The organism is Sphingobacterium corticibacterium (genome assembly GCF_004208525.1).
GTDB classification, from domain to species: Bacteria; Bacteroidota; Bacteroidia; order Sphingobacteriales; family Sphingobacteriaceae; genus Sphingobacterium; species Sphingobacterium corticibacterium.
Genome location: NZ_SGIT01000003.1, coordinates 58,734 through 80,816, shown reverse-complemented (window position 1 = coordinate 80,816; position 22,083 = coordinate 58,734). Strand labels below are relative to the sequence as shown.

Sequence of the window (22,083 nt, the reverse complement as noted above, 5' to 3'; positions counted from 1 at the left end):
CATTCGACTTAAAAAAAATATGAAAGGTTTATTGACAATAATTTGCGGTTTGGCGGTTTGGTTATCCGCTTCCAACGCGGTGGCACAAACGGGTAAAACAGTACAGGGGATGTTGCGCGACGATGAGTCCAGAGTAGTGGCTGGCGCTTCTGTGCAATTGGAGGGCGATAAAGATACCTTAGGAACGAGTGCCTCTCCAGCGGGTATATTTACATTTAACAATGTGAAATCAGAAACGTTTACCATTAAAGTAAGCAGTTTAGGCTTTGAACCCTTTGCCCGACAATTCAGTTTTTCGCCGGGGCAGGATAAAATGACAATTCCATCGTTTCAACTACAAGGAATAGCTAATATGTTGGAAGAAGTCGTCGTAGATGGTGTGCTTACGGTGCAGGTGAAAGGAGATACAGTCGAATATTCTACAAAGGATCTGAAATTAAGGGAAGGTGCGCTAGCCGAAGATGCCTTAAAAAGATTACAAGGGGTGGAAGTAGATAAGGATGGGAATGTAACGGCCCAAGGTGAACAGATTACACGGGTACGTATCAATGGGAAAGACTTTTTTGGTGGCGATGTGAAAACAGCGACGCAAAACCTCCCCGCCAATATCATTGAAAAAATGCAAGTAATCGATGATTATGGAGATATGGCAAACTTGACAGGTAATAGAACCGGAGATTCGGAAAAAGTTTTAAATATTCAGATCGATCCGGAATATAACAAAGGTCAAATGGCAACGGTGCGCGTAGGCTATGGAACGGAAGAAAGATTCCAGACCACGGGTATGTGGATGGGCTTGACGGATAAGACACAGGTTTCTGTATTAGGAAACTTGAATAATATGAATGCCAACTTATTCGACTTTAATACGATGGGTGGTGGTGCGCGTCGACGTATGGGAGGCGGGGGTGGCCGTGGAGGTAGTGGTGGTATGTGGGGAGGTTCCGATGGTATCACAAAAGTAGGATCAATCGGTTTGAACGTTCGCCATGATTTCAGTGATAAGTTTAAGGTGTATGGTTCCTATTCGTTTGGCAGGGATGACAATAATACACAAACACAATCATTCACCGAATATATCGGTCAGAATATGGGCGTGGATAGCGATCAGGATAACAACGCCATCCGTACTAACCATCGTATGGAAGCAAATATGGAATGGAATATTTCAGAAAAAGACTATTTGAAATTGACCCCACAGTTTGGCTTTAATAAGAATGATGCGGATAATCTGGATAATTCTATGTTCTATTTGAATAATGTACTGGATTACACACAAGTGCAAACCCAATTGAACGGCAGCAATGCTCCACGCTACGGGATCAGTGGATTGTACAACAGACGGCTGAATGACAAGGGAAGAAATTTCTTTATCAATTTTAATTACGATAATGCTGTTTCCGAAAGCGATTACAACCAGATTTTAGATCGCCTCATATATGACCCGAACAACCAAGATCAAACGATAGGAGAGATTTATGAACAGACCATACGGGAAGCGCAAAACAAAAGTTGGAATGCTGGAACATCTGTTTCTTATACGGAGCCTCTTGGAGAAAATAGTCGGATGGAGCTGACATACGATTTCAATATTAACGATTATGATAATTTCGACAGGCAAAATGGATTTGATAGAGACGGTAACCCTATAGCTAATGGGGCAGGTGATGCAGCCGTGCTGAACTATTCGTATGATTATGACTACGCATTTACTTCCCACCGGGTGGGGGCAAACTATGCTTATGACAACGATAAAATTAAGTATAGTATAGGTGCTGCGGTACAACCTACTGTTTTGAGCGGAAATGCATATAATGCATCGGAATCTGCCGTAATCGACCGGAAAAATTTTAATATCATTCCGATCGCCCGGTTTGAATATAAATTTTCAAGACAATCGAATATTACCTTTAATTATTCTGCGCGTGCTTCTGAACCAGGAGTGTCTCAGATATTGCCGTTTGAAGTCAGTACGAACCGTACAAGTACGACGATCGGGAATCCTAATCTGGACCCTGAATTTCAGCACAGCGGTCGAATTCGTTTCCGCAGTGGTGATTTCCAGCAAGGAAAGACGTTCTTTGCGACTATTAATGCAAATTTGACCACGGACAAAATCGTTTCTTTTAATAAACGTTACCCTGTTGAAGGAGATGGTATTTACCAGGAAGTACGTTATTTAAACGAATCCGAGCCTGTTTATTCTGTTAATTCTTTTTACCACCTGGGGCGCTCACTAAAAGATAAGACCTATAACATCATGTATATGGGTAGCGCCAATTATAATAAGAATATCGCCTATATAGCAGAAGATGCGGATGCGTTGGAAGGGGATAAAAACGTGACCAATAATACGGTTTTGATGCAAGGGTTGTTTTTTCGGTACACACCATCGGAGAATCTGGAAATTAGTCCAGGAGCACGGTATTCTTATAATATAACCAAATCATCCTTACCGCAGTATTCACAAGGAAATGTGTCGTCGTTTTCGCCAACGCTGATAGGTTCTGTAAATATCACCCCGACGACCATTTTTGGGGCTGATGTTTCTAAGACTTTTAATAAAGGCTACCGAGCAACGGAAAACCCATTCATCATCAACACCTATATTGAGCAACGTATGTTGAAAGGACAACGAGGCACGATCCGCTTACAGGCTTTTGACTTATTAGATCAGCAGATCAATATCAATAGAACGGTAGGCGATATACTGACAGACTCCCGTACTAATCGCTTAGGAAGGTATTTTATGTTGACCTTTACCTTTAGATTTCAGAAGTTTTCGGGGATGAATCCTTTTCAGGAAGAAAGTGGCCCAGGGGGGATGAGAAGACCAAGGATGTAAATGTCCTTTTTTATTGCTAATTTTGGGGTTTGACTTTGATAGATATGGAATATGAAATTATCCGCTTGGATAACGGTATCCGTGCGGTATTTCACCGTCAGATTTCTCCCATTACCCACACTTGTTTGGTAGTAAATGCCGGTTCCCGAGATGAAGAAGAGGGTAAATATGGTGTGGCTCACTTTATTGAGCATCTACTGTTCAAGCAAACGGAACGACGGTCTACGCAACAGATTCTTAATTACTTGGAAGCTGTTGGGGGAGACCTAAATGCATACACCACGAAAGAATATACGTGTGTACACGCTTCCATTCTCAAACCACATCTGCATAAAGCGCTGGATTTATTTGAGGACATTATCTTCCATTCTACATTTCCGGCGGATGAAATGGAAAAGGAAAAAGGGGTTATCGTAGACGAAATGGCATCTTATCGGGATAATCCCGAAGAATCCATTATGGATGATTACGAGGATCTGATTTTTAAGCGTTCTGGATTGGGGCACAATATTCTGGGTTTGGAAAAAGATCTTCTGGCTTTTACGAAAGAAGATGTGCAGCAATTTATTCATCAAAATTACCACACCAATGACATCGTCATCGGTATCACAGGTGATTATGAATTAAAAACGGTGGAGAAGATGTTAAGGCGTTACTTTGAGCCGGTAAAGGAGAACAGACCCGCTCGTTCCCGTCAGGAAGTATTTGTGAATATGTCCGCGCATCTGGAGCAACAGAAACCAATCAATCAAGTGCATTTTATGCTGGGCGCACCAGCGTATAGTATTCATGACGATCGTAAAACTGGCTTGCTGCTGCTCAATAATATGTTGGGTGGATTTGGTATGACATCTATCCTTAATCTTGCTGTTCGCGAAAAATACGGAATTGCTTATACAATTGAATCAAACTATACGCTCTTTACGGATACGGGGTTATTCACCATTTATCTGGGCACGGACGAAGAAAAGATCAAGCGGGCAAAAAAGATTGTTTTTCGAGAACTTGATAAATTGAAAACGAAGGGAGTCTCTGAAAATCAGCTGCAAAAAGCAAAAAATAAGTTCAAAGGGCAAATTGCGCTCGCGGAGGAGAATAGAATGAGTATGATTATAGCAGAGGCAAAAAATGTCATGGACTATGATCGGGTCATATCACTGCCTGAAGTCTTTGAAAAGATAGATGCGGTATCTGCGAGCGACCTGTTGTCTACTGCGCAAGATATTTTTGAGGAAAAGAAGCTCACGTCTTTAGCGTTTGTTCCGGAAACCTAGATGAAAATCCATAGAATTACAGAAAATATTTTTATTTTGTGATATGAAACGGCTCTCGATTTATCTGGAGAGCGCTCATCAGCCATTTGAAAAGACAAATAAATAGATAAATGAAAACAGCATATATTTTTCCAGGTCAAGGTGCTCAGTTCGTAGGAATGGGGCAGGATCTATACAATTTAAATGAAGAGACGAAGGCTCTTTTTGAACAAGCAAACGATATTTTGGGTTTCCGTATTACCGATATTATGTTTGCGGGAACAGAGGAAGATTTGAAGCAGACAAATGTGACCCAGCCCGCTATTTTCCTTCATTCGGTGATCCTGGCAAAAGCTTTAGGCGATAGTTTTCAACCGGCGATGGTAGCAGGACATTCGTTAGGCGAATTCTCCGCATTGGTGGCAGCAGGAGCGTTATCTTTTGAAGATGGTCTAAAATTGGTAGCGAAGCGTGCCAACGCAATGCAGAAAGCATGCGAAGCACAGCCGTCGACAATGGCGGCGATTTTAGGGTTAGACGATGAAACTGTAGAGAAAATATGCGCGCAAGTAGAAGATGTGGTTGTGGCGGCAAATTACAATTGTCCTGGACAATTGGTTATTTCCGGAACAATAGAGGGGGTGGATAAAGCTTGTGTTTTATTGACTGAAGCCGGTGCTAAGCGAGCTTTAAAGTTAAATGTTGGAGGGGCATTCCATTCTCCGTTGATGGAGCCTGCTAAGGTAGAATTGCAGGCTGCAATAGAAGAAACAGAAATCAAAGCGCCTGTTTGTCCGATTGTCCAAAATGTGGATGCAAAGCCTTATACTGATCCGGCACAAATCAAAGCGAATCTAATTGCACAATTAACCGGAGCTGTCCGCTGGACACAAACAGTACAACAAATGCTAGCTGACGGTGCGGAAGCTTTTGTAGAAGTGGGACCGGGAAATGTATTACAGGGATTAGTGAAAAAGGTAGATCGTTCAGTACAAACTTCGGCAGCGACGATCAGCGAATAGGAATGGTAGCAGCTGCTAGAATAGAACAAAAAAGCCACTTCTTGTGGCTTTTTGTCTGAAATGGTGTCGTGCTTGGGGGTAACGCATTACAGGTTAATATTTTCCGCGGATTTCTTGGCGAATCCGTTCGGCATAGAGTTCTTTAAGCTTTTGGAGAGTGTCGTTGTCGAGATCCGGTTGTTGTGCGGCTGCTATGTTGGACTGTACCTGCTCCACTTTACTTGCTCCTGGGATGACGGTCGTAATTGCAGGATGCTGCAATATCCACTTGATACTTTGTTGTGCCAAGTTTCCATCGGGGAGGATGCTCCGTATTTCATCCAGTAATTCGATGCCTTTTTCAAACGCAATTCCACTAAAGGTTTCACCTACATTAAAGGCATCGCCGTTGGCGTTGTAATGCCGGTGATCCTTACCATCAAAGGTTGTCGACCGGTTGAATTTTCCGCTAAGGAGACCGCTCGCCAAGGGTACCCGGGCGATGAGTGCCGTCCCTTGCGCCCTGGCTTTGTCAAAAAACTCATCTGCTAGATGCTGACGGAATAGGTTAAATATAATCTGTAGAGCAGCGACATCCGGATGCTCGAGACAGATAAGTGCTTCCTCCGCCGTCTCGACACTCACACCGAAATGCTGGATAAGACCTTCTTCTTGTATACGGCGGAGGTGGTCAAAAACCTCTCCCCGACGAAGAACTTCAGTCGGAATACAGTGTAGCTGCTCTAGGTATAGCTGCTCGAGTCCGAGATGTGTCAGCGAATCTTCTACATGCCGTCGTATAGCGTCATAAGTGAAATTTTGAGGCCATCCGTTTGGCACATCGTCCCGCCTGCCCAATTTCGTTGCGACATACACCTTCTTGTCGGTCTGTTTTAGGAATTTTCCAATCAGTCGTTCGCTGGTTCCCATGCCGTAAACGTCGGCTGTATCGATAAAGTTTCCACCTGCTTCTACATAAGTGTTTAGGATTTCCAATGCATTGGCTTCGTCTATTTGTCCCCAATCGGCACTCCCCAACTGCCATGTTCCTAATCCTATTGCTGCAATCTGGTCACCTTTAAAAATTCTATAATTCATTTCTTTTCTATATTAAATGCCAATCCGATTTTCTTGCGATGTTGTTCAGGGCTATGCCGGAACGGAATACGGTAACGCCTTTTAGCCACGTCCGAATATAAGGGGATTTTCATAAATTCTTCTCCTCCTACACCAAATTATACACCTTTTTGAACGATAACTCCTCTTATCGCAGGCGTTGTATATGCATCTTGCGTCCAGTAAACTGAAAAATTAAGTAAATCTATTGTCATGGTGTATGTAAGGGAGCCTAGTAACCGAAAGGCTGTTTTTTGTTTTTACCTCTTTTTCCTGGTCGTGCTTGTTGGATGGTATCCGCAAACTACCCTAGCTTGCAAAAAAGCGGATGGCGTTATTATCGCTTATGTGACATCTTGGACGGCGGTCATGCCCGATCCCGCTTATGTTACGCATATCAACTATGCCTTTGGACATGTCAATGATAATTTTGATGGGGTCAGGGTCGATAAGCCAGAGCGTTTACAGGCACTCGTGGCACTGAAAAAACAATCTCCTCACTTGAACGTCCTGCTGTCTATCGGTGGTTGGGGAAGCGGTAGGTTTAGCGAGATGGCGGCCTCTCCCGGCCGTCGTGAAGAATTTGCCAAAGATTGTCTGCGTATCGTGGAACAATTCAAACTGGACGGCATTGATATCGATTGGGAGTATCCCACCAGTTCGGCAGGAGGAATTTCGTCCTCCCCCGCAGACACGGAGAACTTTACTTTATTGATGCACGACATCCGCAGCGCTATCGGAAAAGGAAAATTGCTGACGCTGGCTTCGGCGGCAAATGGAAAGTATATTGCATTTCGGGATATTGCATCTACCGTTGACTTTGTTAATATCATGACCTACGATTCCGGCAATCCACCGTATCACCATGCCAGCTTATATCGTTCGCCATTGTCAGGAGGGACTACCTGCGAAGAAGCGGTAGCAGCACATGTTAAAGCAGGTATGCCTGTAGAAAAGCTTGTTTTGGGAATCCCATTCTACGGACGGGGAAATAAAAAAGAAGTAAAAAGTTTCATCGATTATAAAGACCTGTTGAAATTGGAGGGATTTGAGAAAAAATGGGACGATGAGGCCAAAGCTAATTACATGATAAATAGAGATGGGGAATTTGTGCTGACCTATGAAACACCTGAATCCATCGCCCTTAAATGTGCTTATGTTCGCGATCAAGGGTTGTTGGGTGCAATGTATTGGGAATATGCCGGCGACACCTCGGAAGGAATACTGCGCCGCGCCGTGTATAATGGGATTATAAAATAGAAAATACGACGAGAGATGATTATGGTTAGAAAATTCTTATGGTTATTTGTTTTAATTGGGATAGCACCGGGATTAAAGGTGGTTGCGCAAGAGCAACATCGTCTATTGCATGGATGGGAGTTTGTCCGAGGGGATTTGGGTGACATTTGGGAGGGCGTGCGGCCAGTACCTAAGGGTGCACCCGAAACCTTACCTATTTGGGAAAAGATAACGCTTCCACATAGCTACAACGCGATCGATGCGGTGCATCCCGAAAAAAATTATTACCAAGGCCCTGCTTGGTACAGAACGTATTTGGATATCGAGAATCCCTATCTCGATGGCCGGACGATCCTGCATTTTGAAGGTGCCGGACAGAAGAGCGAGGTGTATGTCTATCAAGAAAAAGTCGGTGAGCATGTTGGCGGATACGATGAATGGTATGTTGATATCACGGACGCTGTAGCACAATTCTCCAATACGGATGTAGCGAAGCGTTTCAACGGGCTGGTTCCGATCTTGGTCCGTACGGATAATTCGCGAGATGTCGAGATCATTCCTTCGGATTTGTCTGATTTTAATGTGTATGGTGGTTTATATCGTTATGTCAATCTATGTTATGTGCCGAAACTTTCTGCCCGTTATCTCTTTGCGGATACGAAGTTGACGGACAACGATGGAATGGTCGCTTTGCGGGCACAGCTGTGGAACCCAGATGAAGTGTCTATTGCAGACATCCATACTACTATTAAAGATCAATCGGGAAAGATAGTCGCTCAGCAGAACAAGAGCGTACAGTTACAGACAGGATCCGAAGTCCAAATGCTAGGGGATATCCGTGTGCAGCAACCAAATATGTGGTCTCCAAACGACCCTTATCTATATACCCTAGAAGTCGCAGTGATACAGGGTGTCGATACGGCCTTGATCTCCGAACGGATAGGTTTTCGGAATTTTGAGTTCGTCCGGTCGGGGCCATTTAACTTCAACGGAAAACGGTTGTTGTTACGGGGTACCCATCGGCATGAAGACCATGCAGGTGTGGGGCCTGCTATGACCGAGGAGCAGATCTGGCAGGAAATGCGGATGATGAAAGAAATGGGTGTCAATTTTATTCGTTTGGGGCATTACCAGCAGTCGGGTATTGTCCTGGATGCCTGCGATTCATTAGGTATTTTGGTGTGGGAAGAGATTCCCTGGTGTCGTGGGGGGCTAGGTGGCCCTGTTTATCAGCAGCAGGCGAAAAGGATGCTGACGAATATGATTCAGCAACATTTTAACCATCCATCCATTATCATCTGGGGCTTAGGTAATGAGAATGACTGGCCGGGCGATTTTGATGAGTTTGACCAACAGAAAATAAGGGCATTTATGAAAGAGTTACACGACCTGTCGCATCAGCTGGACGATAGCCGTAAAACGGCTATTCGACGGTGCGACTTCTGTAAGGATATTGTGGATGTGTATTCACCGTCGATATGGGCTGGTTGGTATCGTGGTGTATATACCGATTATAAAAAAGCGAGTAGGAATGAATTTGAAAGGGTAGATCATTTTCTGCATGTGGAATGGGGAGGTGACAGTCATGCCGGTCGGCATTCGGAAACACCAGATGCCGGGTTATCCGAAGTGATGCGTAGTACTACTGCTGATGAACGCGCAGGTGATGCATCCTTGTACGGCGGACCGTCGCGGGTTTCGAAGGACGGTGATTGGAGCGAGAGTTATATGGTGAATTTGATTGACTGGCATTTAAAGGAACAGGAAACGATGCCTTGGCTCACCGGTACAGCTTATTGGCCTTTCAAAGACTTCACTACACCAATACGCCCTGAAAACCCTGTTCCTTACATGAACCAAAAGGGCGTCGTGGCACGTGATTTTAAGAAGAAAGAATCCTATTATGTTTTTCAATCCTACTGGGCCGAGAAACCGATGATTCATATTTATGGACACAACTGGCCGGTCCGTTGGGGAAATGAGGGACAAGAGAGGATGGTGAAAGTCTATTCGAATTGCCAGGAAGTAGAACTGTTCCTCAATGGGGAAAGCTTGGGTAAGCGAAAACGCGATAGCCAGGATTTCCCGGCGGCAGGTTTACGCTGGATGGTGAAATTTAAAACCGGTGAAAATAAGCTGGAAGCGATCGGATATAAAAACGGACTGACGATCCGTGACATGCTGGTACAGGAATATCAGACTGAACGCTGGGGCAAGCCAGTACGGGTGGCACTAGAGGTCTTGGAAGAACAACAGGATACACTTTTGCTACAGGCACAGCTCTTTGATGAAAATGGTGTGCGCTGTCTCGATGCAAGTAACTATATTAGCTTCGATGCGGTAGGCGAAGGAAAACTGTTAGTGGATCAGGGAACCTCTGATGGCAGCCGGCGTCTGCAAGCCTATAACGGTAGAGCTTTGCTGCTTTTAGTACGTACGGGAAAGAATGTGGTGGTCACGGTTAAGGCTGACAGCTTGAATACCTGTATCTTGGATCTGTCCCATACCACTGTCAATGTCAGGGCACAGGTGTCAAAGCGCATTAAAGCGAGTGTATTGAAGGAAGCGGAAGAAGCGTTAACCTTACCTCGGTTAACGGTTACCAGCAGTGTTTCTCCACGCAGTGCTGGCGGAAAGCACGACTTTTATTCGGAAGGGGATTATTGGTGGCCGGATCCGAATAATCCCGAAGGGCCTTACATCCGGAAAGATGGTTTGAGTAACCCTGATAATTTTATAGATCACCGAAACCTTGTTATGCGCTTAGGCGACATCGTTGGAACACTGGTCTCGGCATGGGAACTGACCCGCGACGCACGCTATCGAGATGCTTCATTGAAACACTTGAAGGCATGGTTCATAGATCCGAAAACGAAAATGAATCCCTCCATGGAATATGCACAGGCCATAAAAGGTATAGCCACTGGGCGTGGCATCGGCATTATTGATGGCATTCACCTCGTAGAGGTGGCGCGTGCACTAAAAGTATTGCATGACGCCCGTGAGCTTCCACATGAAATCTATGTAGGAACAAAATCTTGGTTTTCGACTTATTTGGAATGGATCATGACACATCCTTACGGTTTACAGGAAAGAGACACAAAAAATAATCATGCAGCCTGCTGGATCCTGCAGGTTGTAGCCTTTGCACAGTATATTGGAGATGAGGAGGCGTTAGCCTTTGCAAATGAAAGATATCGCTCCGTTTTGTTGCCTAATCAAATGGCAAATGACGGGAGCTTCCCATTAGAATTGGAACGTACTAAGCCTTATGGTTATTCGCTGTTTAATCTAGATGTCTTTGCGGGTATATGTTATATGTTAAAAGACGATGATACGACCATTCATACTTTTCAATTTGGTGAAAAGAATCTCGAAAAGGCAATACAATTTATGGTGCCTTATGTCAAGAGCAAAGTGTCCTGGCCTTTTGGTAAAGATGTCATGTACTGGGATAATTGGCCTATAGCCCATCCATTTCTACTTTTGGGAAGCACTATGTTCGAGCAGTCACAATGGCTGCAGTTATGGGGTCAATTACCCTTGGATTACAATGAGCTAGAGGTAAAACGCAACTCCCCAATTCGTCATCCTTTACTGTGGATGTAACAAAATAACGATGTAGAGCGATTTATCCTCTCAAATAAACAATTTCTCTCCCCCAAAATACACAGGAAGGTGGAACTTTGTATGGAGAGACCTCAAATTATAGACGTAAAAGTCCAAGTTAAACCAACATGTTATGATAAAAATTTTAAACCGAATGAGCAATGGTGCACTAATCATAGGCTACATGCTCTTAACATTAAATTTTGTTTATGCCCAGTCGGCGCGAACAATAAGAGGAGAAGTTCGTTTCGAGAATGGAACACCTGCTATTAACGTCACGGTTAAAGTCAAAGATGGTTCGCAGATAGCAGTCACCGATGAACGTGGTGTCTACGAAATTCAAGCGGGAGAATCAGCAATCTTATTATTCAGTTTGGTAGGATTCCAAACACAAGAGGTTTTAGTGGGAGTACAAACGACAGTCAACGTGGTTCTGCAGGATCAGGGGGCTTTGGAAGAAGTCGTGGTCGTTGGATATGGTACCCAAAAGAAGGTTAACCTCAGTGGAGCCGTCTCACAGATTGGTGGCGATGAACTCGTCGACCGGCCGGTGGCTAATTTGACCGGAGCCTTACAAGGAACATTGCCTGGCGTAGCTGTCACGCGTGGAAGCGGTAAACCAGGTAGCGAGGGATATGGTATTCGTATCCGTGGGTTCAGTTCTGCGAATGCAATGTCTGCTTTGGTACTGGTGGATGGTATACAAATGGATCTGAATCTGATTAATCCGGAAGATGTCGAATCTATATCCATATTGAAAGATGCCTCGGCATCGGCTATATATGGTGCGAGAGCAGCGGGAGGTGTTATCTTAGTAACGACAAAAAAGGGAAAACAAGGTAAACCCATTATCAATTACAATAACTATTATGGTGTAAACGTGGCCGCTCGCAGACCGGAACGTTTAAACTCCTGGGATGAACAGATTCTAATTAATGAATCTCGGCTAAATGCGACGGGAAACCCGGAATTTACCGAAGAGCAAATAGAGTGGTTGAAAAACCCGAACTTCTCTGTGCGTCCAAACCCAACGCAAGATAGGTGGGAATATTTTGGAAACAACAATTGGGTGACGGAGGGGATGAATAAATATAGTGGGATGCACAATCATAATCTATCTGTCAGTGGGGGAGGAGAAAAAACGGTTTATAATATCTCAACCGGTTATTATCACCGTGACGGAGTATTACGATACGGACCGGATGACAATTCCCGTTATACGCTACGTACTAACCTCAGCACCGAAGTAAACAAATACATCAGCTTGGATATTTCAGCTAACTACGTAGGGTCTGAAGTAAATGAAAATGCCTATGGTACGGATCAGATCATCAATCGTTTGTATCGAAGCCGTACACGCCAAAGCTTATATGTTCCGGAGGAAGATGTAACCGGGCAACCCTATAACGGGGATTTGCAGATAAACGCTGTGGATATTCAAAAAAACGGCGGCGAATGGCGACGTTTATATGAGTCTTTCACGGGGCGGGCTAATTTGAAAATTAAAGACCTTGTAAAGGGATTAACGGTAGATTTGAGTGGATCGCGTAATCAGGATTATTATTCGTCTGTTCGTAACCGACGTACGTTGATGTGGTACGGACGTTCTACAAATACCACACGCTTCTCCATCCATAATCCAAATAGCACGGAAAACACAAAAAATAGGGGATATCTCAATAACCTCCAAGCGGTAGCTACCTATAATTTCGATGTGGCAGACGATCACCATTTTACCCTCTTGGGTGGAACTTCTTATGAGGAATACCGTAAGGATGAACTCACGGCAGGAGCACAGTCTATGATCACCAACGACTTTTTTAGCTTAAACTATGGTGATCCATTAACCAAGACCAATGGCGATTTGGTCGAGACATGGGCAATTGCGTCGTATTTTGGTCGTTTGAACTATAATTTTCAAGAGAAATACTTGTTTGAAGCTTCCGTCCGCTACGACGGTAGTTCGCGTCTGGCTCCCGAAAATAGATGGAAATTATTTCCGTCTTTCTCGGCAGCATGGCGTTTGGATCAGGAAGATTTCCTGCGTGATAACGGTATTTTTGATCAGTTGAAATTACGGGGTTCCTGGGGGCAATTGGGAAATGGCTCCTCCTTGGGGTTTTACGACTATATTCCGCTACTAACTAGTGGGTTGAATGTGCCTACAAGCGAAGAAGATCGATTGGTGTTTAACAACCTACGGACACAGTTTTTGTACCAAAGAGAGTTAGCTTCCGCACAGAAAACTTGGGAAATTGTCGAACAGAGTAACATCGGTTTGGACATGACTTTCCTAGAGAACCGATTGTCATTTACTGGAGATTACTACGTCAAGCGTAATAAAAACATGCTGGCAGCTCTAAATTTACCTTCCATTATTGGAATTAATGTGCCCCGTTTTAATGTCGGAGAGCTGAAAAGTTGGGGCTGGGAGTTTGATCTAAAATGGCGTGATAAAGTAAATGACTTCAGCTATTCTATCGGATTGAACCTGTCGGATAATCAAAATGAACTGGTGAAGTTTGATGGTCGAAATATCATCAACGAAGGATATGTGGAACTATTGGAAGGGTATCCGATGAATACAGTATGGGGATATAAGACAGACGGTTATTTCCAGACCCAAGAGGAATACGATCAATATAAACAATCGGTGTCTACACCGTTTTTTCCGAACAATGCGGGGGCTGGAGATGTTAAATACCTGGATTTAAATGGCGACGGGGTAATCAGCGCCGGTGGGGGTACACCAGAGGAACCTGGGGATTTAATAAACTATGGAACGACTAACGGGCGCTATTTCTATGGACTTAATCTGGACTTTCAATGGAAGGGCTTTGACGCTAGCATCTTTTTTCAAGGGGTCGCCAAACGGGTGTTTTTGATCAATCAAGCTACACTGTCGCCTATGTTGGGTACTGCGGATTTACCGTGGACTATCCATATGGACCGCTGGACACCAGATAATCCAGAAGCTTTTTTCCCTCGAATGTACCAAACGAGTGCGCACAATTATCGACCATCGGACAGGTATATTCAGAACGGGGCCTATGTCCGCCTTAAAAATCTGCAGCTAGGTTATACGGTTCCTCTTCGTACTCCGGCGATCCAAAAGCTTCGGGTATTTTTCTCTGGACAAGATTTGTGGGAGCACACAGATGTGTTGAATGTATTCGATCCTGAAGTTCCGAACGATGTGTCCGCGACGGCTTATCCGTTCTTCCGCTCTGTTTCTTTTGGTCTAAATGTAACCTTTTAAAAGACAAAACTATGAAAGTAATAAACATCTCTATAAAAGCAGTGACGCTAGCTACGTTGATTATCTTTTTGGGTAGTTGTAGCTTGGATCGTTTCCCCGAAACGGAATTCTCCGATCAGGACTTCTGGAACACAGAGAATGATCTTAAATTTGCCGCCAATCGTTTATACCAGCAGCTTGGTGGAGTGCAGTTGGATGCCCGCGCAGACGACAATGTGAATCAAACGGTGAACCTGACAAGCAATGGCGCCTGGAGTATTCCGAGCACGAGCGGCGAATGGTCTGATCCGTACGACATGATTTTTACGGCAAACAATATACTGGAGAAAGGTGGGCGAGCGTCGGTTGCCGATGAGGTAAGGAACCGATACTTGGCTGAAGCACGATTTTTTAGAGCCTATGCGTATTTTCAACTCGTACAACGCTATGGCGATGTACCTTTAGTAACGGCAACATTAGATTTTGACTCGGAAGAATTAGAGATGCCGCGTACAGCAAAAAGTGAAATTGCTACGCAGATATACGAGGATCTTGATTTTGCTAAGGACTGGCTGCCTGCATTCGGTGCTTTGCCCACTATAGATTATGGTCGTGTAACCAAGAGCTCGGCACAGGCACTGAAAGCAAGAGTCGGATTATTTCTCGGCACATTTGGGAAATATCATGGTGAAAGCGGTTACGAAGAGCACTTGCAGCAGGCGATAGAAGCCGCATTATTCGTGATGAACGAAGGCCACGTACTGTTTGCAGACTATGGAAGATTATTTGTGAATGAGGGTGACGGCCCAGCAAATAAAGAGAATATTTTTGTTAAAATTTATGGCGAAAGCTCATCAAATTTGATTCTTGGACATAATTACTCGCGCGATTTGGAGAATGGACGTGTGGCAGTTACACGAAACTTGATTCGTCAATACTTGTATGAAGACGGACTTCCGGCGTATAATGAGCACAACGAACTGAAAGAAAATAGATCATCGTTCTATATTCAAGAGGGAGATGAGGAGCGGTACAATAGTATATTTGATCACCGTGACCCCCGTTTAAGCTATACACTTTTCCAGGCAGGCGAACAGGCGTATAAAGGGCCGTGGATACCAACTACAACTTTAGGCTCTCGCACAGGTTATGCAACGAAAAAAGGATTTAGTGCAGAAGATTGGCAAATTAATAGTGCTGGAACAACGGATAAAATTCTGATCCGTTATGGGGAGGTCTTATTAACATATGCCGAGGCAAAATATGAATTGGACGGTGAGATATCCGATAGTGACCTTAACCGTACCATTAATGCATTGCGGAGCCGGGTGGGGATGAACGTGGAATTGACAAATGCGTTTGTGGCTAATCACCAGCTGAATATGCTGGAGGAGATACGGCGCGAGCGCACAGTGGAACTTGCCTTAGAAGGATTTCGGTATACAGATATTATACGTTGGAAGTTGGCAGAAATCGTATTAACCCAGCATATACTGGGGGCTAAATACAATCAAACAGATTGGGAAGGTGCGGACGTTTCCAATTTAAATTTGAATGACGATGAGGTTGTCGTGGTCGAGGCGGCTTCGACACGACGCTTTGATACTGCAAAAGATTATCTTTATCCTGTGCCATTGAACGAAATCTCGCTGAGTGGAGGAAATGTTACACAAAACCCTAATTGGAAATAATATGAAGACAATAATAAATAAAATAATGCTTGGCCTTACGTTTGGTTTCACGGCCTGTATATTGACAACTCTTTTTGTTGGCTGCGAGGATCGAGACTATCCCGCAGGCTTATCGGAATATGAACACCATTATTATATTGTTTATGTGCCGAATAATAACAGTGCGATGACGGTGAATAGCGAGCAGACGACGCTATTGGAGCTACCGGTGCAGTTCTATTCAGAATTTGAGCGTAATTATAATGCGGTTGCAACGTATGAAGTCAGTACGGGAGATTTAGCAGAAACTGCAGTTCCGGCAGTCCGGGGAGAAGACTTTGAAGTCGTCGACGAAACAGGACAAGTGCTTAATCCTGTAGAGGGCAAATATCAATTGGTTTTTCCTAATGCCAAGAAAGCACAAGCTAAAATCTATCTCAAGCTTTTAAATAATACGGCGGCTACGGGACGGCGGTCTGTTAATATTAATTTGGTGGATAATATCCAGGAACAGTTCCGCGTCGACATTTTTTCTACCGCGTTTAGACGTACTATTCAAATCGATTAATATGAACAAGTATATATGGTGTCTAATATTTGTCTGCTATTCTTTCTCGGGATGGGGACAATCTCGGCAGGACGAGAAGATCGTAGCGGATGCGGCGGAGCAGCTCCGTCATTTGGTAGAATATACGGAACAATTGGTAAAGGATTCAATAGGGGTCTCACCGCGTACGATGGAAAAAGGTGAATTGCAACTGGTGCGTAGGGGCGATTGGACGAGCGGTTTTTATCCAGGTGTGCTGTGGCAGATGTTTGCATTAACCAAGGACAAATCGTGGAAAGACTGGGCAAAAACGGCTACGGCGAGAATAGAAGGAGAAAAGGACAATGGACGAACGCACGATATGGGCTTTAAGGTGTACAACAGCTTTGGTAAAGGTTATCAGCTAACAGGCGATAGCCATTACCGCGACGTCATTATCCATGCAGCGAAGACGCTCTCTTCGCGGTTCAATCCCACGGTGGGCTGTATCCGTTCTTGGGATCATAATACGGATAAATGGCAATTTCCGGTGATCATTGACAATATGCTTAACTTGGAACTGTTATTTGCGACGACGAAGTTAACAGGGGATTCGACCTATTATCGGATAGCTTTATCACATGCCGACAAAACCCTCGAAAATCATTTTCGACCGGATGGAGGAAGTTATCATGTGGTTGACTATGATCCCCAAACAGGTGAGGTGAAACACCGACATACCCATCAGGGTTATGCGCATGAGTCGACATGGTCTAGAGGACAGGCATGGGCTTTATATGGCTTCACGATGTGTTACCGTGAAACGAAAGAAGAGCGTTTTTTGGGAAAAGCCTTGGCTCTTTTTTCTTGGTTGTCAGAAAGATTACCCGAAGATGGTGTCGCCTATTGGGATTTTGATGCTCCTACTATTCCTAATGAGCCGCGAGATGCGTCTGCAGCCGCTGTTATGGCGTCCGCACTATACGAACTTGACCATCTGATTTCCGATAAACCTGTTTTAAGGAAGCTAGCCGATCGTATCATAACTTCCTTGACTGCCAACTATAGGAATGCGAAAGGTACAAACAGCGGCTTCCTGTTGACACATAGCACCGGCTCTAAACCGCATCATTCGGAAGTAGATGTCCCGTTGATCTATGCAGACTATTATTATTTAGAGGCACTTTTGCGTAAAAACGGAAATTTTTGATTAATTTGACACCTCGGCGTGCGTTATTCCGCCGCGAGCTGACGATGAAGATAATCCTAAAAATACTACTGTTATGTCTCTGTTTAATAAGCGACTTTTTACATGCGCAGCCTTTTGCTGATCAGGTAAAGTTTGTGCACGTTTCGACAAAAGACGGTTTGTCGCAAAGTACCATTTTTGCAATAGCACAGGATCATTTGGATTTGATGTGGATTGCAACACGGGACGGGCTAAACAAGTATGATGCGCATCGGTTTGTTACATATAGAAATGTACTTTCTGATAGCACATCGCTGTCGGATAATTATGTAACGGCTATTTTTGAAGACAATCAAAACAGACTTTGGATAGGTACGGGGCAAGGTATTAACTTGTATGATCGGAAATCTGATCGATTTTTAAGGGTTCCACTTGTAGGGAGAGGATCACCCGAGCCGTTTATCTATGCTATTGATCAGGACCGTAATGGTAATGTCTGGTTTTGTTCTAGTGCAGGGCTGTTTTTATTAAAATCCAACCCTGAAAATCAACTACAATGTTTCTTAGTCTTTAATGGTAGAAACATTGCGGGGCATACTTTCCCTCCGGGCTCGGGGAATGTCCAACAGGTTTATCAGGATAGTCGAGGTCGACATTGGCTGAGTACGACAAACGGCGTATATGTATTCGAAGGACTTTCTAGACAGTCAACTCCCCAACTTATCTATGATATCCAGCAGCGAAGGGGCGCATTAAACAGTGCTGATGTCCGTTTTGTCTACGAGATGAAACCCGGAATATTTTGGATGGGCACCAAAGAAGGCGGAATTAATGTATATGAGGAAGAGAAAGATACGTTTCGTTATATCACAAACGACGGCTCTGCAGGAAACCGACAGGCATCACTAAGTAGCAACGATGTGCGAAGTTTAGTTCGCGATAGGCAAGGCGGATACTGGATTGGCACGATCAATGGATTAAACTATTATGATGAAAAACTTGGTTTTGTTACCTTCCTTAAAGATGAACATGATACCTATTCATTAGCCGATAATTCGATCCGTCCAATCTTTCAGGATCGACGAGGTTCGATATGGGTGGGGACATACTACGGCGGGATCAGTATTTTCGATCGAGATCTGGCAAAATTCCGACATTATGGGAAAAACGGACAAGATGACCATCTGTCTTACAGCGTTGTAAGCGGTATTGTACAGGACCGTCAAGGTGGATTTTGGATTGGCTACGAGGGCGGTGGATTGGATTACATGACAATTGACAGACGGGTGAAACGACATTATAAACATAAAAGAGAGGACCCGCGCTCCTTGACGAACAACCATGTGAAACATATTTATCTGGATAGCGAGGACAATCTATGGGTGGGAACGTACACCGGTGGTTTAAATTTGCTCAAGAAAGACGCGCAGGGCTTTGTGCATTATAAACATGATCCAGATGATATATCCTCCTTATCTAATAATAACGTTTATTCAATTACGGAGGATAAAGCAGGAAACCTCTGGATAGGAACTTATGGTGGCGGATTGAACGTAAAGAAAGCGGGAACGGAAGGGTATTTTGAAAGTTATCGATCTACCGGTAAAGCGCAATATCACTTAGGTTCTGATCTGATTAGAATCGTTTATCTAGACAGCCGCGAAAACTTATGGGTGGGAACAGAAGATGGACTGCATGTTAAATGGGCAGGAGCAGATCGTTTTGATGTCTTTCACCCCCAAGCGGATAATTCCCATAGCATCAGCGGAAACGTTATATTGAGTGTCTATGAGGATGAAAAAGGGAGGCTATGGATAGGGACGTCTATGGACGGTTTAAATGAATTTCGATATGCCACGAAAGATTTCAGAAGAATAGGAACCGAGAACGGGCTTCCGGGGAATAATGTTGTGGGAATAGCAGAAGAGGATGGTATATTATGGTTGAGTACGAACAAGGGTATTTGCGCTTTCGATCCGTCGACAGATGAGATTGTATCGTATAATTTAAAAGATGGATTGCACGGGAATGAATTCTCCGTTGGAGCAGTATGCCACAGCCGGGAAGGTGAGCTTTTACTGGGCGGTACACATGGGATTACGGCTTTTTACCCAAGTAAAATCTCCCGTAGTCGTTTTCGTCCCAAAATGATTTTTTCTGAAGTGCGGGTACACAATAAAGTGCTGCTCCCGGAAAGTAATCAATTATCGAATCAGCATATTTCGATGGCAAAAGAACTTCGATTATCATATCGGGATAATAATGTGAGTATAGACTTTGCCACACTCAATTATATTACGCCAGAGAAGAACAAATACGCCTATCGTTTGGAAGGGCTGGAAGAGGATTGGAATTATGTGAATGTGCCAACAGCGACGTATACAAACTTGCATCCGGGAACATACATTTTAGAGGTGAAGGGAACGACAAATGACGGTGTGTGGTCGGAAGAGGTTGGAAAACTTCGGCTCGTTGTGTTGCCGCCTTGGTGGGCCACTTGGTGGGCATATACGACTTATATTGTAACGTTTTTGGTGGTGCTGCTTATGGTTTGGCGCTTTTTTAATGCCCGAAGAGAATTGAAGTATCAGTTACGTCTAAAACAATTAGAGGCCGTCAACGAGAAAAAGATGGCGGATATAAAAGCAAATTTTTACACCCACATATCCCACGAGTTGAGAACGCCTTTAACATTGATTCTAGGACCGGTGCATCAAATGCTTTCGGAAACAGCGGAAAATGATCCCCGTCGATCGGCGCTACAAGTGGTACGGCAGAATGGACAAAGACTCTTGCGTTTGGTCAACGAGCTGTTGGACAGCCGTAAAAATGAATTGAATCTGGTACAGTTAAATGTGGGTGAATATCAGCTGCTTGAACTTATTCAAGAGGTGTTAGCGTCCTTTCAAGAGGAGATTCGGGCGAAGAATGTCGCCATTGAGTGGAAGTATAAAGAGCCCGTCCCTGTTGTTTGGCTGGATTATACGCAAATGGAAAAGGTATTCTTTAATCTCTTGGGAAATGCATTGCGCTTTGTGCCGCAAGGAGGTCGGGTTTGGATCCACGTATCGGCGATACCCGAAATATCAGGAAAAGGAATTGTACGCCTGGAGATTGGTGACGATGGCCCGGGCATTACGGAAGAAGACCTGCCTTTTATTTTTGAACTCTTTTACCAAAGTAGAAGTCCATTGTCTGCTAAGAATCGATATGGTAGCGGCTTGGGCTTGGCCCTCACACGTGATATCATCCGCCTACACGGAGGAAAGATTAATGTGAGCAGTCAGCATGAGAAATCATCAACAGATTCATTTACGGTCTTCACATTAGAGCTGCCTGTTGGAAACGCACATTTTGATACCGACAAGGTAGATTTTGTTGATACGATAAAGGAGGAAGCTAATACGGTGTTACCGGAAAAAACACCTATAGATTTTTTGACCAACGGCATAGTAACGGACGAGTCGAATGTTGAAAAGGAAACAGACTCGGCATTGGTACTTGTGGTAGACGATAACGATGATATTCTACTATTCTTGCAACAGGAGTTGGTAAAGGAATACACGGTCGTTACCGCACGTGACGGTGAACAAGCATGGGATATTGTACGGGAGAGATTGCCGGATGTGGTGATCTCCGACGTTATGATGCCCAATATGGATGGTGCTTGTCTGACGAACTTGATAAAGAGTAACGAAATGACAGCCCATATCCCCGTGATATTGCTTACGGCATTGAGCTCCGAAGAGGATATGCTGATAGGGATGGGTGCAGGATCGGATGATTACCTAACCAAACCTGTTCACATGGACTTGCTGATGATCAAAATCCAAAATATTCTTTATACGAAGAAAAGTGCTAGGCGTTGGTTTATCCGTAAATATATGCTGGCTACGGAGGATAAACGAAGTGAGAAGCCAAACGAAGAACAGTTGTTCTTAAATCGTATTGTTAACGTTATAGAAAGCCGGTTGTCCAGTGAAGATCTCAATGTCATGCAATTATCGTCTGAGTTGGGTATGAGCAGACCTGTGCTGTATAAAAAAATTAAACAACTTACGGGGATGAGTATCATAGAACTGATCAATATGCTACGTTTGAGACGGGCAACGGAGCTTTTCGACCACGAATCATTAGGAATAAGTGACATTGCTTACCAAGTAGGGTATTCGGATCCCAAATGGTTTAGTAAAACCTTTAAATCGTATTATGGTATTACGCCGAAGAGGTTTGCGGAGATGACACCCGTGGAAAAAGCGCGGATTATCGACGAGCACAATCTATTTCATATTTTTCAAAACCGTAACTAGAGAGATTATCTAAACGGAGTCTGTAAATTATAAAAATAACCCCCAAAATAGCCCCATAAACCGTACGGTTTATGACGTTGACCGAAC

The 22,083-nt window shown here is 44.0% G+C and carries 11 protein-coding genes; 10 read left to right on the top strand and 1 reads right to left on the bottom strand.

What is annotated here, in order from left to right:
• Window positions 1-19 precede the first annotated feature (19 nt).
• The 3 genes from EWE74_RS15300 to fabD all read left to right on the top strand — a co-directional run bounded on the left by EWE74_RS15300 (window position 20) and on the right by fabD (window position 5,120).
• On the top strand, window positions 20-2,845 hold the full coding sequence (locus tag EWE74_RS15300) for an outer membrane beta-barrel protein (RefSeq protein ID WP_130142477.1): 2,826 nt from the start codon (window positions 20-22) through the stop codon (window positions 2,843-2,845).
• A gap of 44 nt (window positions 2,846-2,889) precedes the next feature.
• Window positions 2,890-4,119 (top strand): M16 family metallopeptidase, encoded by a 1,230-nt coding sequence (locus EWE74_RS15295; protein WP_206365273.1) that lies wholly within the window; start codon window positions 2,890-2,892, stop codon window positions 4,117-4,119.
• Between the two features lie 110 nt (window positions 4,120-4,229).
• Window positions 4,230-5,120 carry an ACP S-malonyltransferase gene (gene fabD, locus EWE74_RS15290; protein WP_130142476.1) on the top strand — a complete coding sequence of 297 codons (891 nt, stop codon included), beginning with the start codon at window positions 4,230-4,232 and terminating at the stop codon, window positions 5,118-5,120.
• Window positions 5,121-5,213: 93 nt separating this feature from the next.
• Here the strand turns inward: fabD and EWE74_RS15285 are convergent, their stop codons facing one another.
• Window positions 5,214-6,197 (bottom strand): aldo/keto reductase, encoded by a 984-nt coding sequence (locus EWE74_RS15285; protein ID WP_130142475.1) that lies wholly within the window; start codon window positions 6,195-6,197, stop codon window positions 5,214-5,216.
• 231 nt (window positions 6,198-6,428) lie between these two features.
• On the opposite strand from EWE74_RS15285, the gene EWE74_RS15280 reads away from it, so the two are divergent.
• The 7 genes from EWE74_RS15280 (at window position 6,429) to EWE74_RS15250 (ending at window position 21,996) form a co-directional block, all read left to right on the top strand.
• Window positions 6,429-7,475, top strand: a complete 1,047-nt coding sequence (locus tag EWE74_RS15280) for a glycoside hydrolase family 18 protein (RefSeq protein WP_130142474.1) — start codon at window positions 6,429-6,431, stop codon at window positions 7,473-7,475.
• 21 nt (window positions 7,476-7,496) lie between these two features.
• Window positions 7,497-11,063: an alginate lyase family protein gene (locus EWE74_RS21495; protein WP_394343228.1), complete on the top strand. Its 3,567-nt coding sequence runs from the start codon at window positions 7,497-7,499 to the stop codon at window positions 11,061-11,063.
• Window positions 11,064-11,196: 133 nt separating this feature from the next.
• Complete coding sequence (locus EWE74_RS15270; RefSeq protein ID WP_206365272.1) at window positions 11,197-14,322, top strand: SusC/RagA family TonB-linked outer membrane protein; 3,126 nt, start codon at window positions 11,197-11,199, stop codon at window positions 14,320-14,322.
• 11 nt (window positions 14,323-14,333) lie between these two features.
• A complete protein-coding gene (locus EWE74_RS15265; protein WP_130142472.1) occupies window positions 14,334-15,992 on the top strand; it encodes a RagB/SusD family nutrient uptake outer membrane protein in 1,659 nt (552 codons plus the stop codon).
• A gap of 1 nt (window position 15,993) precedes the next feature.
• Window positions 15,994-16,539, top strand: coding sequence for a hypothetical protein (locus EWE74_RS15260; protein WP_165384741.1), 546 nt, complete (start codon window positions 15,994-15,996; stop codon window positions 16,537-16,539).
• A gap of 1 nt (window position 16,540) precedes the next feature.
• Entirely contained in the window at window positions 16,541-17,707 is a 1,167-nt protein-coding gene (locus tag EWE74_RS15255; RefSeq protein WP_130142471.1) for a glycoside hydrolase family 88 protein, read from the top strand.
• A complete protein-coding gene (locus EWE74_RS15250) occupies window positions 17,704-21,996 on the top strand; it encodes a two-component regulator propeller domain-containing protein (protein ID WP_130142470.1) in 4,293 nt (1,430 codons plus the stop codon). The genes EWE74_RS15255 and EWE74_RS15250 overlap by 4 nt, the downstream gene beginning before the upstream one ends.
• The last annotated feature ends 87 nt before the right edge of the window (window positions 21,997-22,083 follow it).